The sequence below is a fragment of the Marinobacter sp. CA1 genome, from assembly GCF_020546665.1.
Taxonomy (GTDB): Bacteria; Pseudomonadota; Gammaproteobacteria; order Pseudomonadales; family Oleiphilaceae; genus Marinobacter; species Marinobacter xestospongiae.
Genome location: NZ_CP071785.1, coordinates 3102214 through 3116026 on the forward strand (window position 1 = coordinate 3102214; position 13813 = coordinate 3116026).

13 protein-coding genes are annotated in these 13813 nt (G+C 49.0%); 3 read left to right on the forward strand and 10 right to left on the reverse strand.

Going from position 1 to position 13813, the window contains the following annotated elements:
- The first annotated feature begins 32 nt into the window (after positions 1–32).
- A complete protein-coding gene (locus tag J2887_RS14105; RefSeq protein ID WP_227171744.1) occupies positions 33–377 on the forward strand; it encodes a DUF6447 family protein in 345 nt (114 codons plus the stop codon).
- 214 nt (positions 378–591) lie between these two features.
- Here J2887_RS14105 and J2887_RS14110 read toward each other — a convergent pair whose 3' ends face one another.
- The 6 genes from J2887_RS14110 to J2887_RS14135 form a co-directional block, all read right to left on the reverse strand.
- On the reverse strand, positions 592–831 hold the full coding sequence (locus J2887_RS14110) for a fibronectin type III domain-containing protein (RefSeq protein WP_227171745.1): 240 nt from the start codon (positions 829–831) through the stop codon (positions 592–594).
- 287 nt (positions 832–1118) lie between these two features.
- Complete coding sequence (locus tag J2887_RS14115; RefSeq protein ID WP_227171746.1) at positions 1119–2885, reverse strand: SLC13 family permease; 1767 nt, start codon at positions 2883–2885, stop codon at positions 1119–1121.
- Between the two features lie 27 nt (positions 2886–2912).
- Complete coding sequence (gene cysC / locus J2887_RS14120; RefSeq protein WP_227171747.1) at positions 2913–3512, reverse strand: adenylyl-sulfate kinase; 600 nt, start codon at positions 3510–3512, stop codon at positions 2913–2915.
- A 142-nt stretch (positions 3513–3654) separates the two neighbouring features.
- A complete protein-coding gene (locus tag J2887_RS14125; protein WP_227171748.1) occupies positions 3655–4938 on the reverse strand; it encodes a fibronectin type III domain-containing protein in 1284 nt (427 codons plus the stop codon).
- 412 nt (positions 4939–5350) lie between these two features.
- Positions 5351–6130, reverse strand: a complete 780-nt coding sequence (gene cysQ / locus J2887_RS14130; RefSeq protein ID WP_227171749.1) for a 3'(2'),5'-bisphosphate nucleotidase CysQ — start codon at positions 6128–6130, stop codon at positions 5351–5353.
- 77 nt (positions 6131–6207) lie between these two features.
- Positions 6208–6642, reverse strand: coding sequence for a pilin (locus J2887_RS14135; RefSeq protein ID WP_324197215.1), 435 nt, complete (start codon positions 6640–6642; stop codon positions 6208–6210).
- 180 nt (positions 6643–6822) lie between these two features.
- Here J2887_RS14135 and J2887_RS14145 point away from each other — a divergent pair, with 180 nt between their 5' ends.
- Together J2887_RS14145 and J2887_RS14150 are read left to right on the forward strand one after the other, a co-directional pair.
- Positions 6823–8046, forward strand: coding sequence for a glycosyltransferase (locus J2887_RS14145; RefSeq protein ID WP_227171750.1), 1224 nt, complete (start codon positions 6823–6825; stop codon positions 8044–8046).
- Positions 8047–8074: 28 nt separating this feature from the next.
- Positions 8075–9229, forward strand: a complete 1155-nt coding sequence (locus tag J2887_RS14150; RefSeq protein ID WP_227171751.1) for a glycosyltransferase family 4 protein — start codon at positions 8075–8077, stop codon at positions 9227–9229.
- Between the two features lie 34 nt (positions 9230–9263).
- Here J2887_RS14150 and J2887_RS14155 read toward each other — a convergent pair whose 3' ends face one another.
- Genes J2887_RS14155 through J2887_RS14170 form a run of 4 tightly spaced genes read right to left on the reverse strand, consistent with a single transcriptional unit; the run spans position 9264 to position 13789 of the window.
- Positions 9264–10607 carry an oligosaccharide flippase family protein gene (locus J2887_RS14155; RefSeq protein ID WP_227171752.1) on the reverse strand — a complete coding sequence of 448 codons (1344 nt, stop codon included), beginning with the start codon at positions 10605–10607 and terminating at the stop codon, positions 9264–9266.
- Positions 10608–10643: 36 nt separating this feature from the next.
- Positions 10644–11849, reverse strand: a complete 1206-nt coding sequence (locus J2887_RS14160) for a CDP-glycerol glycerophosphotransferase family protein (RefSeq protein ID WP_227171753.1) — start codon at positions 11847–11849, stop codon at positions 10644–10646.
- On the reverse strand, positions 11850–12266 hold the full coding sequence (locus J2887_RS14165; protein ID WP_227171754.1) for an adenylyltransferase/cytidyltransferase family protein: 417 nt from the start codon (positions 12264–12266) through the stop codon (positions 11850–11852).
- Positions 12260–13789, reverse strand: a complete 1530-nt coding sequence (locus tag J2887_RS14170) for an asparagine synthetase B family protein (RefSeq protein ID WP_227171755.1) — start codon at positions 13787–13789, stop codon at positions 12260–12262. The genes J2887_RS14165 and J2887_RS14170 overlap by 7 nt, the downstream gene beginning before the upstream one ends.
- Between the last annotated feature and the right edge of the window lie 24 nt (positions 13790–13813).

Below are 13813 nucleotides of genomic sequence, written 5' to 3' on the forward strand. Positions count from 1 at the left end.
CGCCGACCATTTTTACCAGGAGTCCCTAGATAATGACCGACACCAAGAAGTCCGCATCCACCACCAAGAGCACGACTCGCAAAACCACCGCCACCAAAACTGCCGCGAAAAAGGCTCCGGCCAAAGCTCGAGCCACCAAAGCGGCAGCTAAAGCCGCGCCGAAGGCCGCAGAGTCTCAGAAGGTGACGATTGACGGAAAAGAGTACGCGCTGGATGCATTGAGCGAAAACGCGCAAGCGCAGGTACGCAACCTGCAGGCAACCGATCGCATGATCGAAGAACTGGAACTCGAACTCTCAATTGCCCGCACGGCGCGCAGCACCTACGCAGGCGAACTGGAGCGCGAGCTGGAAGCTCTGAACACAACGCTTCAGTGAAAGATCCAGTGAAAGCAACGCGTTAACAGAAAGGCCGGAAATTGCAGATCAATTAACGAATCTGCTTGACCACCAAGCAGACTATCGGTAGCATGTGTCTTGAATTGATCAATTTTAAGCCAGCTCGATTCTGTTAATTGCTAGAAGGTCGGCATTCGTGTCGGCCTTTTTTTATGCCTATTTTCCCTCAGGCCAAGCCAATCGGCGCATCCAGTTAATTAGCCACGATCTCCTTGCCCACAATCTCGGACCACGGTCCTGCCCGCCCTCGACGATCAACCGCGCGGATTGAAAAATACCACGTTCCCGGCGGCAACCCCGTCACCCGAAACGCCATCCCCTGCCCGTCCTGAATCATCACATCGGTGGACGAGGTCTCAGAAAGATCGCTCTCCTGACCATACCTCAAGCGATAGGACTCGATATCAGCCATTTTCAGTGACTCGCCACTCATGCGCTGTCCCGGTGCCTGCCAACGAAGCGTAGCAACACCCTCTCCCTTCCCGGAAGCGCCAGCTACATGCTTATGCTGAGGTATGCCAGATGAACCGCCTCCGCCACAAGCTGCGAGCAGCATGGAAGCCAACACCCCAACCCCAATGACCATCTTCATGAGTTTCAACCGAGCCTAATCCAAACGCCTGCCAGCACACGCCAGCGAAACTGAAAAATGACAAAGTCAGTTTACCAGCTTTCCTGCCGCTCAAAACCCGAAGCCCGCCAGGATTAACTAGGTCGCCCCTAAAAAGGCCATATCCAAGGAATCAACGAAACAACCACCACACCCGCCAAAAGGCTCAATACGCTCCCCAAACGAACATAATCCATGAACCGATAACGCCCAGGCCCATACACCATCAGATTGGTCTGGTAACCCAGCGGCGTAACAAACGAAGCGGAAGCGGCGAACATGACCGCAACCGCAAAGGGCAACACACTGACTTGCAATTCATGGGCCAGAGCAGCGGCGACCGGAAACATGAGCACCGCGGCAGCGTTGTTGGTAATCGCTTCGGTAAAAAGCACCGTCGCCAGATAAACCAGAGCCAGTGCCAGCCACGGTGCCGCTACGCCCAAATCCGCGATGTTGCCTGCCAGCCACTGTGCTGCACCTGTTACCGCCATCGCATTGCCCAGAGCAAACGAGGCCGCAATCACTACCAACACCGGGAGATCGAGACTTCGTCGGGCACGGCTTGCCGTTAATGCACCAGAAAGGATCATCCCGCCCGCTGCCAGAAACGCCGCCTGAAGAATCGGCAGCAATCCGGTCGCACTGAGCAGCACCATTACTGCCAGAATCGCAAGGGCACGAGGCGCGCGGTGAAAATCCGGCGGCGTGGAGTCGTTCAACGCGCTGACCAGGAGAAAATCCCGTCGGAACCGGTACTGCTCCACAAACTGATGGCTCGCCTCCAGCAACAGGGTATCCCCCATGCGAAAGGTCAGATCCCCTAGCTTGCCGGGCACCCGTCGCCCCTCCCGGGACAGGGATAAAATAACTGCGTTGAAGCGGGTACGGAAACGGCTGTCGCGAATGCTTTTACCAAGCGCCGGAAACTCCGGCCCCAGCACCACTTCGACCAGACAGCGCTGGTGGTTGGCCACTTCCAGTTTATGGATGCTACCGGCCGTGGGCTTCAGTCCCTGGATGCGCCGCAATTCACTGGCACACTCAGGCGCTCCTACAAAATACAACCGGTCCTTTTCCTGCAGGGTTCGATCAGGCTCGACTGCCGTGATCAATCGGCCCTGGCGATCGATTTCCGTCAGATAGCCATAAGCCAGTGCCCGAAGGCCGGCTTCCGCGATGGTCTTGCCAACCAGAGGGCCGCCGGGAACCACCTCCATTTCCACACCGTACTCGCGAACCTGACTGAGCGCTTCGTTAACGTCACCCCGATCCGGCAACAGCCGGTCCGCAAAAATCACCAGGTACACGGTTCCGACCAACAACAGCGGCACCCCAACCCAGGCCAGCTCGAACAGCCCCAACTGGATACCCTGAGTGCTTTGCAGCATGCCGTCCACCACCAGATTGGTACTGGTTCCAATTAGCGTGCAGGTGCCGCCCAGAATGGCGGCGTAACTCAGAGGCAGTAGCAGCTTGGACGCCGGTATCCCGAGACGCTGCGCCCAACCCTGGACGGCCGGTATAAACATGGCAACCACCGCGGTGTTGTTCATGAAACCGCTGAGCAGGCCCGTTGGCAGCACCAGGCGCAGTAAGGCCGATCTCTGGGTGGGCGGATGCCCCAACAAGTGTCGCGCAATCCATTGCACCGCCCCGGTCTCTTTGAGCCCTGCGGCAACCACGTAAAGCGCCGCAACGGTAATAACACCCGGATTGGAGAAACCCACCAGGGCCTGCTCAGGCGTCAGGACGCCGGAGATCAGCAAAACCGCGAGCGCGGCCATCAGTACCAGGTCTGCGGACACCCGGGTACACACCAGGGTCGCCAACACCAGCACCAGCAGCAGAAGGGTAAAAAGCGCGGGAAATTCCATTGCTAATAGGTCGGGACGAAAGGAGCGTTAATGCGCAATGAGGCCACGCTCCAGCAAGTAAGCCAGCAGCCGCTCAACACAGGCATCCACCGACATGACCGACGTGTCGAGCCGCAGCTCCGCGCGGGCCGGCACTTCATACGGAGAGTCAATGCCGGTGAACTCCTTGATCACGCCTTCACGGGCTTTCTCGTAGAGCCCCTTGGGGTCACGTTCCTCGCAAGTGGCCAGAGGGGTATCCATGAACACTTCGATAAACTCGCCGGCAGGGAACAGATTGCGGACCAGGCGCCGGTCGCTGGCGAATGGCGAGATGAAGGCACTCATCACGATCATCCCGGCATCACTGAACAGCTTACAAACTTCACCAATTCGGCGAATATTCTCTACCCGGTCCTGTTCTGAGAAGCCCAAATCCTTACACAGGCCATGACGGACATTATCGCCATCCAACAGGAACGTGTGGTAACCGCGCTCAAACAGCGCTGTGTCCAAGGCATTGGCAATGGTGGACTTGCCTGAACCGCTTAACCCTGTGAACCACAGCAGGCACGGCTTCTGCTTCTTGATAGCAGCCCGTTCTGCCCGCGTCACCCGATGCTGATGCCAAACGATGTTGTCGTCCAATGCCCTGTTCCTTTATGTGGTTATTCCTGCACTGAAGGGTAGGACAACTCGCGGTGATCCCGCAATGTAAACCGAGACCTTGGGGACCGGTTCCGGCAAAAAGATGAAGTGCGGCACCAAGCCGCACCTCTACCTCTCTAGGCTAAAGCAACTCCGTGCTGACCAACTCTGACCAGGGCCCGTATTGCCCCTGTGTATCGAGCGTCCGGATGGAGAAGTACCAGGTACCGCCATCCAGGCCGTCCAAAGTAACGCTCATGGCCTGACCATCCGTCACCTGTTCGCTGTGGAGCATATCCTCCAGGAACGGCACCTGACCATAACGAACCTCATAGCCCGCAATCTCGCCCATTGCAATGGAGTCACCGTCCGTTCGGGTACCCGGCGCCGTCCAGCTCAACCTGACGTCCTGATCAGGCTCCGGCTGTGGCTCGGGATCTGGCCTTGGCTCCGGTTGCGGGTCTGGGTCTGGGTCAGGTTCGGGCTGTGGATCTGGCTCCGGTTGCGGGCCTGGTTCCGGTTGGGGGTCTGGTTCCGGTTGGGGATCAGGTTCCGGTTGCGGGTCTGGTTCCGGCTGTGGATCTGGCACTGGAGGGAGGCCGGGATAAGGATTCGGGATTGGCTGTGGCTCGAAGTTTCCGGCGTAACCACCAGCAAACAGCGTATCAACGATCTCCCCACCAGCAACTTCAAACCCCGCTCCATTCCGCCCATCCGCGGCAAGACTGGACACCTGATCTTCCGCCTGTACGTTGGCAGCCAGCAACAGCAATTCAGCGCTGACGCCGAAGGAGTAATCTGTCAGGAACGGCAGTTCACCGGAGACCACCAGCTCACGCCGAAAGGCGTCAAACACCTGCCCCATCGTATTCCAGCGCTCATCGCCCACCAACGCCAGGAAGGCTACGTTCAACAACGCGGATTCCAGCAGAGACTCTGACACCGTAGCTGCAGTATCGACCGAGAGATCCACCTGGGGCTGTGAGAGCACCCCACTCTCCAGGCCGAATTCGTTCTCAAGCAACCGAAGCGCCTGGGAGTAACTGCTTTCAGACACCGCGCCACTCTGACGCAACGACAGATCGTAGGCCAGCGAGCCCAGTGGGCTCAGAATGACGCTGACCTCAGACGCGCTTGCGGTACCAACCACCGACGTCAGCCGAAGGTCGTTCCCCGGCCAGAACCATTGACCAAACGCCACCTGGCCGCCGCCCGGTGTATGGCACGCTGGTCGTACGTCACACTTCATTTGGGTGGCGCTGTCGGAAGTCAGAACGACTTTCAGGGTCTCGGCATCCACATCGTCAGGCAGCCGAACCCGGAACCGGCCATCCGCCCCGGTGCGAACCGGCTGACCCATTGCCACCCAGCTGTTGCCCTGATTGCCGGAGGCCTGATAAAGCTGGACTCGCCCATCAAAAACCACACCTTTGACCGCGCTGCCCTCGATCCAACCGGGCCGGACGTCGCCTCCGCCGGAATCACTTGATGAAGAGCCACCACCCCCACAAGCCGTCAGTACGGCGCACAAGGCAGCCGGGAGTAACCCACGAGGGAAAACAGATAATGCAGATGGTTTACAGCGAACGGCGGAATGCTGTTCCGACAACGTGCCTGACAGACCGCTGGGGCCGTCAGCCTGGCAACATTCCCCGTTTGCCGATGGGACACGGGCGTTTGAGAACACACGGGACATTCGGGGAAACATAGTGACTCCATTCAGAGAAGACTCGAATGGTATGTTAACCACGGTGAATGTCAAAAAATGTTATATGCGTCGACTTTCTGCCGGAAATTACGACCAAAAAGTGACGCTACGCCGTCACAAAAAGACAAACTCAACCCCGATACCACGCTGCCGAGGCAATAAAGTGTGGATTCAGCACATCCTCCTTGCCATACCGCAGCGGCGAACCGTCCAAACGCGTCACCTTGCCACCAGCTGCACTGAGCACAGCATGCGCTGCACCGGTGTCCCATTCACAGGTTGGCCCGAGGCGCGGGTAGATATCCGCCCGCCCCTCCGCGATTCGACAGAACTTCAGCGAACTGCCGGCCTGCACCAACTCATGATCACCAAGCGACTCGATGAACGCTCGGGTGTCATCGTTCAGATGATTCTTGCTCGCCACCACGCGCCTGCGGACCGGAGGCACCACCACCGAGAGGCGCCTTATGCGCCCATCTGCCTCTCGCTTCCAGGCACCTTCACCTTTAACACCCCAATAGGCTTCACCCAGAGCCGGCGCCGTAACCACACCCAGAACGGGCTCGCCATGCTCAATCAGCGCAATATTGACGGTGAACTCACCGGAGCGTTGTGTGAAATCGCGGGTACCATCTATAGGATCAACCAGCCAGAAGCGGTGCCAGTGACGGCGCGTGGACCAGGGAATCGCCGCGGCCTCTTCGGACAGCACGGGAATATCTGGCGACAACTCGGCCAGAGCCTGGTCGATGACCCTGTGGGCAGCCAGGTCGGCGGCTGTGACAGGTGACTCGTCTGCCTTAAAGTTGACCTCGAAGTCAGTTTGGTAGATTTTCATAACCGCCTGACTGGCGCAATCAGCCACACTCAGAACCTGCTGGACCAACGCCATGCTGGGGTGGGTAACCATACGACCTCCAATAAGTGATGCAGATATCTATGGAACGGGCCCGCATCCTACCACGCAGTGCGAGCACCAAGTCCAAGCTACCGACAACTGCTTGGGACAAATAGATCCGCTCCGCTAAAAGAGCAGGACCAAGCTATCCCGCGGTCAGAAACTGTTGCCGGAGTGAACGTCACACGATCACCAGTGATGAAGGTGTTCGCCCGGTTACCCATCGTAACAATCACCACTCCATCCTGAACATCAATACGAGTAACATAGCTGCCGGACATACTGGTTGGTGCAGGCAATTGAAGCGCAGTGTTGTCCAGGCCAGTAAACGCGTTACCATTTGCGGAATAGCTTTCCACAATGTGAGCCTTGAGTCCCGAACTCAGATTGAAAGCCTCGGAGAACTGGGCTTTTGAAACGTATACGTAATAGCTTGGAATGGCCACGGCGGCCAGAATGCCGATGATCGCAATGACGATCATGAGCTCGATGAGGGTTAAGCCGTTTGCTCTAGATAGCTGCATATCAATACCTGCTAAGTAGTCGATCAAACCGCAAAAGCAAGAACTACGCCAAAAAATAATGTTCAAAAGTATCAACAGGATAGAAAGCTAATCCGATACGCTCTAAACAGATGGATCGGCAGATCAGGACTAATTTTCGTCAGCTTGTGACGCCATTCGCGACTTATTCATGGCCAGCGCATGACTAACAGCAGTAATCGCAATTATAGCAACCAAAAACCAACACTACTGGTTCTAGCTTCAACCTATCCCAGGTGGAAAAACGATCACGAGCCAAATTTCGTTCACAAGCTATGCCAAGAGCTTTCAGAGCAATACGACATAACAGTTGTAACCTCTCGCTCACCCAGAGCAGAGAAGTTCGAGCAGCTTGATAATATTAACGTTAGGCGTTTCATCTATGCTCCCGCCGGGCTGGAAACTCTGGTGTATGGGGGAGGAATTCTAACCAACCTACGACGCCGCCCATGGAAATGGATCTTGGTTCCGTCCTTCCTGGTAGGGATGGGGCTTTCCACTCTAAAAACGATTGCTGAGATAAAGCCACAAGCGATACATTGTCACTGGCTGATACCGCAAGGCCTGGTTCTCTGGGCACTCTCCCTTTTCAAGAAATTACCTCCAGTACTACTAACATCACACGGAGGAGACTTGTTCAGTCTGAGGGGGAAATTAGGAAGCAACCTAAAGCGAAAGGCGCTTTCCAAAGCATCAGCGGTCACGGTCGTCAGCACACCGATGAAGCCCATCGCGTTGGATTTGGGCGCGTCCAACAACAGCACCTACGTGGCTCCAATGGGCTTTGGCTTCCGCAACAAGGGGCAAACAACACAGAAGGAGAGAACTCCAGGACAGATCCTATTCGTTGGTCGCTTGGTAGAAAAGAAAGGTGTGGAACACCTGATAAAAGCCCTGCCAGCCGTATTACAGTCAAACCCAGCCTGCGAACTGGTGATTATTGGCGACGGCCCTGAGCGAGAACATTTAGAGCGCCAAGCCAAGGAGCTGAGTATAGCCTCTTCAGTACACTTTCTAGGCGCCCTTCCCCAAGACGAGCTTCCAAAGTTCTACCAAACCGCAAGCCTGTTCTGCGCCCCCTTTATCGAAGCAAAAAATGGTGATGTTGAGGGCCTTGGTCTGGTCACCGTTGAAGCCATGAGCTTCGGTTGCCCAGTACTTATTGGCAATGTTGAAGCAGCGCTGGATGTGATTCCGGAGAAGTACAGAGCATCCTGCCTTATTTCACCCAAGGACTCAGTGTGTTTCTCAGAAAAAATCATTGAAGCACTCAACACCCCTATTGACGATGAACAGCAGTTGGAACTCCAGAATTTTGTATATACCCGCTTCTCTTGGTCAGAAGTTAAGAATAATTACTCAGAAATCATTAAAGGCCTGAAGTAATGAACTCGAGATTAGAGATGTATATTAAATGAAGATACTAGTACTTTCTAAAAGGCTGTATACCGGGAAAGATCTAATAAATGACCGTTACGGGAGATTATTTGAGATTCCCTCCGAGCTCTCAAAAGTAGGACATGAAGTTAAAGGCGTAGCACTTAGCTATAGACTCATAGAGCAAGGGGTATTCGAGTGGAGCGAATATCCGAATATGGAATGGCATTCCATAAACGCGATTCCCTCGGGCCTTGTAAGATACTACAAAAAACTAGACCGCTTAACAGATAACTGGAAACCAGACATTGTATGGGCCAGTTCAGACGTATTGCACATTTGCCTGGCATATCAGTGGACGAAAAAGAACTTAGTGCCATTGGTCATAGATCTTTACGATAACTATGAAAGCTTTGGCATGGCTAAACTGCCCTTGCTAACATCGAAGTTTAGAGAAGCCTGCAAAAACTCCGCCGGTCTTACGGCGGTTACGCAAACTCTAATAGACAAAGTGGAACGTGACTCTGGCAGGAAGAAAAGCTCCCGATTGATTAACAATGCTGCAAGAACAGATATCTTCTTCAAAAAAGATAAAATTCAGTGCAGAAAAATGCTAAACCTACCACTAAATGCAAATATCATTGGTACAGCCGGTGCAATAACAGAGCACCGGGGAATCAACGATCTCTTCAGAGCTTTTGAGCACCTGTCTCAACAAGATCCTAACCTCTGGCTTGTCGTTGCGGGACCCAAAGATCGGGTATCGATGAACTTCAAGCATCCTCGCTTTATTGATTTGGGCACGCTAGATCTGAAAGGGGTCTCGCTTTTACTTTCATCTCTGGATGTTGGGATTATTTGCAATAAAGACTCTAGCTTTGGTAGATACTGCTTCCCACTAAAGTTGGCAGAGTTTCTAGCCTCCCAAACTCCATTCGTCGCCGCAGATGTTGGGGAGGTTTCCGTACTTCTTAGTGCTCGTAGAGATTGTCTTTACGAGCCAGGTAGCGCTATTCAGCTTGCACGGAAAATTAGTAAACATCTGGGTCATTTTGATGGAAAGAATCTACCTCCTTCATTGAGCTGGAAAAATGTAGCGAATGAAATATCGAAGTATTTTCATCAAACAAATGATAACACTTCATATCAAACATCAAGCCATCTAAATAAACCGAACATCAATCTTAAGTAGCCAAAACCGTAACGCACTGCCGTAAAAAATTACGTTATATTTTAGGATATATTATGCTCTTTAGCTTAGCAACAACCTTTCGCACCTCAAGCTTGGAAGGGACTAATAGACGTAAAACCGATACTTTCTCAAACCTACAATAAAGAAAGTACCTCATTATAAATGTAACACTGTAGGTAAAGGACGTTGCAATCGCAGCTCCATGCACACCAAGCTCTGGTATAAGCATAACATTTCCCAAGACATTCATAACCAAGGCCGCCAAGGAAACATACAAATTATATTCTGGCTTTCCTCGAGAGGCGATATCATTTGCAATAACTCGCGATGGTGCTCCGAAAATAATCCCAGGAATAAGAAGAAGCAAAATTAAATATGATACAGCATACTCTTCTCCAAAGACCAAGGTTATGAAGGGGTAACCCAAAGCTATTAAAGCAACTGCACAAAGAAGCGTTAAAACAAAAACCCAGCATGATACTGTGACTGTTATATCCCTTCTCCCCTTCTCAAATTCGTCAAGACTGGATAGCGTAGGAAGAAGTATCGTTCCGGAAGATTGGGATATCATCCACAACCGTTCACCAATTTGAACAGCTACAACATATAGACCTGCTTCTAACGCACCTAAAAAAAAACCAATTAAAAGCAAATCGATTTTGTAGTTAAGAAATGTCACAATACTGCTCAAATGTGATTTCAAACCATAGAATAATAAATTCTTTCGGTAGGCGAGAGAGTGCTGGCTTTTCGTGCATTTCCTAGATGAACGCATGAGATCGGCAATCATAACCAACCCCAACAATGAAGAAATAGAAAACGAAGAAAAATATATAAAAAGCACAACCAGAAAATTAGACTCAAATAAAAAATGAAAAATAGACAAAGAGAAAAAAGCAACAGCAGGAGAGACCAAAAGAATAACATTCAATCTATTGAATAGTTGCGCCCCTTGAAGAAAAGAGGAAACAAAGCTAACAAACAGCATTAGTGGAAACAAGAATATCGAAAACACCAAGTACTCATAATCGATACCCCTAAGTAAGTAATCAAAAAATAACAGAGGCACGACTTGAAAAACACACCCCAAAAACACCAAAATAAAATAGATCTTTTTCGTCAGCTGCCATGCGTTTTGAACGCTAACTCGCCCGGAGCTTATATAGTATACATTTGCAGAACCGAGACCTAGATTTAAAAAGCTAGTCAGCAGCTGCGGTACAAGCAGAGCCATCGCTAAAGTCCCGCTACCCTCAGGCCCGTAGACACGAGCAATTAAAACTATGGTTAGCAGCTGAAGTCCACCTTCTAATAGCTGACGGCCCAAGTTAGTAAACGATTTTCGAAAAAAATCTGAAAGGCGAAAATTGCCATTCATCATCTCTTCCTTAAGGGTATGAGTTTTCAATATCTATTAATTCACTAAACTTCTCAAAACACTTTCAACTCTTTCACAGGATTTCTCATCAGAATATCTAAAAAAAAGTTTTCTAGTTTGCTCTCTCTGCGTACTCCAAGCTTCCATTCCAAATCTGGCCGCATTGATGCCGGCAACCATTTCTTGAAAATTGAGCACTTTAGGCCCTGGAGCAACTAGATCATAATCTAACACAAAGCCTCTCTCAGTTAGATACTCCTCATAATCAAAGGAGACAAACAAACACGGAACATCCGCAAGCAGTGGTTCAAAATGAATTGAGGAATAATCTGAAATCACCAAGTCAAATATATGCAAAATGGAATCGATATCATCCAACTTATCCGACGATAAGTCCACTACCCTGCCTGGAAAAACTTCTGCCAATGTTTTAACTTGAGAAGAAGACTGTATATCATTTGGGTGAGGTCTCAGATAGAAAATGATATCAGGTTTCTCTTCCAAATAGTTTTGAAAGTCCTCAACATTAAAATCCTCAAAAGGAAAAAAAATTGGAAATTTCGTTTTCTTACCCCTAAACGTTGGAGCATAAAGAATATTAAATTCGCCAGTTCTGGCCTGCAAAAAAGACCGTCTACTGGACAGATAAAGATCAATTCTTGCATCACCCGTCACATGAATCTTTCTAGCATCTACCAAGTGGCTAGCGCAAAAAATATATCTAAAAATATCAGAAGCCACCGTTACCGCATCATAATACGAACTCTCACGCTTTATATAGTGATCCCCCTCTTTTATATTAATACTATGATCTAAAAGCATTACACCTTTAATTCCAGACCCATGCCATACATTAAGTACAAGCTTATGCTTTACTAAACTTGAAAAAACACCGAAATCAGATAGGCCATGTGAAATAACAACAGCCTTACAGAAGAGGTGCAAGTATAAAGATTTTAATGTTTTTCTATATACAGCTCTTTTTCTGTAGCGAGCGGGGATTTTTTCTAACTGGCTTGAAGATGCACATATCCAATAGACTTTCCAATCCGAGTCAAAAAGGTACTGATATAAAAACTTTGAATTCCCGCAATATCGACTATTAGCCTGAGAGAAAAGAATATATTTTTTCTTTGATGGAAGGAATTTAAAAAAACATCCCAAAACGTCAAGAAGTCCTTTAAGGAAAGTCTTTACTGTTAAGGGAGTCTTAAGCGAAGACCAACATGAAAAACCAAACAATTAGTCTTCCCTCAACTTTTCAAGCGTGGAGTTAATTATTGTCGAAGATGTATTTTTTGTATACGGAAAGTAAATTATCCTCACACCCTCATTTTTTAGCTGTTTCTCATACACAGCCCATTTTTCTGTTCGATACCAATCATCGCCGACAAACATAACGTTAAAACGATAACGACCAAATGCATCCAGTTTATTCATCGACTCCTGAGGAACTGCCAAATCCACGTATCTACATGAACGGACAATCTCGATTCGTTCCTCGAAAGGTATCACCGCCCGCTTATTCTTGTACATTACCAAATCATCAACGGAAACACCTACAATCAGCCGGTCGCACATCGACTTAGCGTTACGAAGAATATTAACATGTCCGATGTGAAAAAGATCAAAAACACCAGAGGTATAGCCAATTACCATCCTAACGCCTCCTTAATAACTGATTGAAATACTTCGTAGTCACCTAAACGACTACTGTTGGTGGTCAGCTTTGTACTAAACCCAACTTTTTGTACTTTAAGCGAGTTTTTTATACCCAAACTCCCAGCTAATGTTCTCACCGGTATTTTAGAAACATTTGAATCAATCTTTATGGTAGCGGGTTTTCGGTAAAGATAAGCTATTAGGTGCTTTTCAACAAATGGGACTCTCGCTTCCTTAGATGCTGCCATAGAAGCAAAGTCCATTCGACGTAGCAAGCCTGGGAGGTGCACCCTAAGAAAAAAATCTTCTAATGCATCGACTGCTTTTTTTCCAAACACCAGATCAGCAAAGAAGCCCTCCAGTCTATTTGAACGAACATTAGAAGAATAGCCATACTGGGCCATAAATTCATTATAATTTAAATAATTTAGCGTAAGCCCCCACCTAAATAGTCTATCATAACCAAACAATATCTCATCTGCGCCTTCCCCAGTGAGAATGACCTTTTCAGAAGGCAGCATTTTTTGACAAACCAAGTATATTAACGCTTCGTTCGGAACCGAAATAGGTTCACCTTTTAGCTTAGTCAGTTCACGCCAAGCGGTTTTGACCTCATCCGGTTTAAATTCGAAAGACTTTAGACTAGCACCAATTTCTTTTGCAGTTATTTTTGCAGGCACGCTCTCATTATCGTTAATTAGCCCCACCGTATATGATTTCTTTACCGTCTTTGCTAGTGAAGTTATAATAGCACTGTCAAGCCCACCGCTTAGCAAAGAAACAGTGCTGAAATCATTTAATTCATGTTTACGAATAGAGTTTAACAATAAGCTTTCGAAAGCTTGTTGATTAAACGAACTCTCTTGGTCTTGCCAACTCCAGAATATCTTTTTTTCGCCAGAAGATTTTATTATTTGCCCTGGAAGTGCTTCATAAACACCTTCAAAAAAGCTGAAACCAGGAACCGGCCGACGAATGACTTCCCACTCACGAATAGATTCCTCACAATAGGGTGCCGATATAATCTTAGCTATAGCTGATGCCTCTGATGCAATCGCTTCACCCTTAGGTCCGGAGTAGAAAAACAGAGGCTTTATACCAAAGGCATCCCTTGCTAGAACCCAGTCATCGCTATTTTTATTATAAATAAAAACAGAAAACATACCATTAAGCCTAGAAAAAACCTCATCGCCTAATAATAGGTAAGCCTCTCCCAAGGTTTCAGTGTCTGACATAGTCTTGCACTGAAGACCTAACTCCGCTCTTAGTTCAAGATGATTATAAATTTCTCCATTAAATAGAATAAAACTTTCTTTATCACTCAACAGCATTGGCTGATTGGCGAGTTCGCTGGCATCGAGAATTGATAATCGATGATGCCCCAGAAAAACCCCTCTTTCTTCTATCTCGATGACTGAACTGTTATCAGGTCCTCGCCATGAAAATGAGTCAAAGCAACTGTACAAAGATTCGTTATCTATACTTAGGCTTTCACTCTTATAGAACAAAAATCCACACATACACAGCAGCACCTAACCTAGAAA

Excerpts from the sequence above, each read along its gene's own strand:
- J2887_RS14105 (WP_227171744.1), top strand. The coding sequence starts at position 33 with ATGACCGACACCAAGAAGTCCGCATCCACCACCAAGAGCACGACTCGC.
- J2887_RS14110 (WP_227171745.1), bottom strand. The coding sequence starts at position 831 with ATGAGTGGCGAGTCACTGAAAATGGCTGATATCGAGTCCTATCGCTTG.
- J2887_RS14115 (WP_227171746.1), bottom strand. The coding sequence starts at position 2,885 with ATGGAATTTCCCGCGCTTTTTACCCTTCTGCTGCTGGTGCTGGTGTTG.
- cysQ (WP_227171749.1), bottom strand. The coding sequence starts at position 6,130 with ATGGTTACCCACCCCAGCATGGCGTTGGTCCAGCAGGTTCTGAGTGTG.
- J2887_RS14135 (WP_324197215.1), bottom strand. The coding sequence starts at position 6,642 with ATGCAGCTATCTAGAGCAAACGGCTTAACCCTCATCGAGCTCATGATC.
- J2887_RS14145 (WP_227171750.1), top strand. The coding sequence starts at position 6,823 with ATGACTAACAGCAGTAATCGCAATTATAGCAACCAAAAACCAACACTA.
- J2887_RS14150 (WP_227171751.1), top strand. The coding sequence starts at position 8,075 with ATGAAGATACTAGTACTTTCTAAAAGGCTGTATACCGGGAAAGATCTA.
- J2887_RS14155 (WP_227171752.1), bottom strand. The coding sequence starts at position 10,607 with ATGAATGGCAATTTTCGCCTTTCAGATTTTTTTCGAAAATCGTTTACT.
- J2887_RS14165 (WP_227171754.1), bottom strand. The coding sequence starts at position 12,266 with ATGGTAATTGGCTATACCTCTGGTGTTTTTGATCTTTTTCACATCGGA.
- J2887_RS14170 (WP_227171755.1), bottom strand. The coding sequence starts at position 13,789 with ATGTGTGGATTTTTGTTCTATAAGAGTGAAAGCCTAAGTATAGATAAC.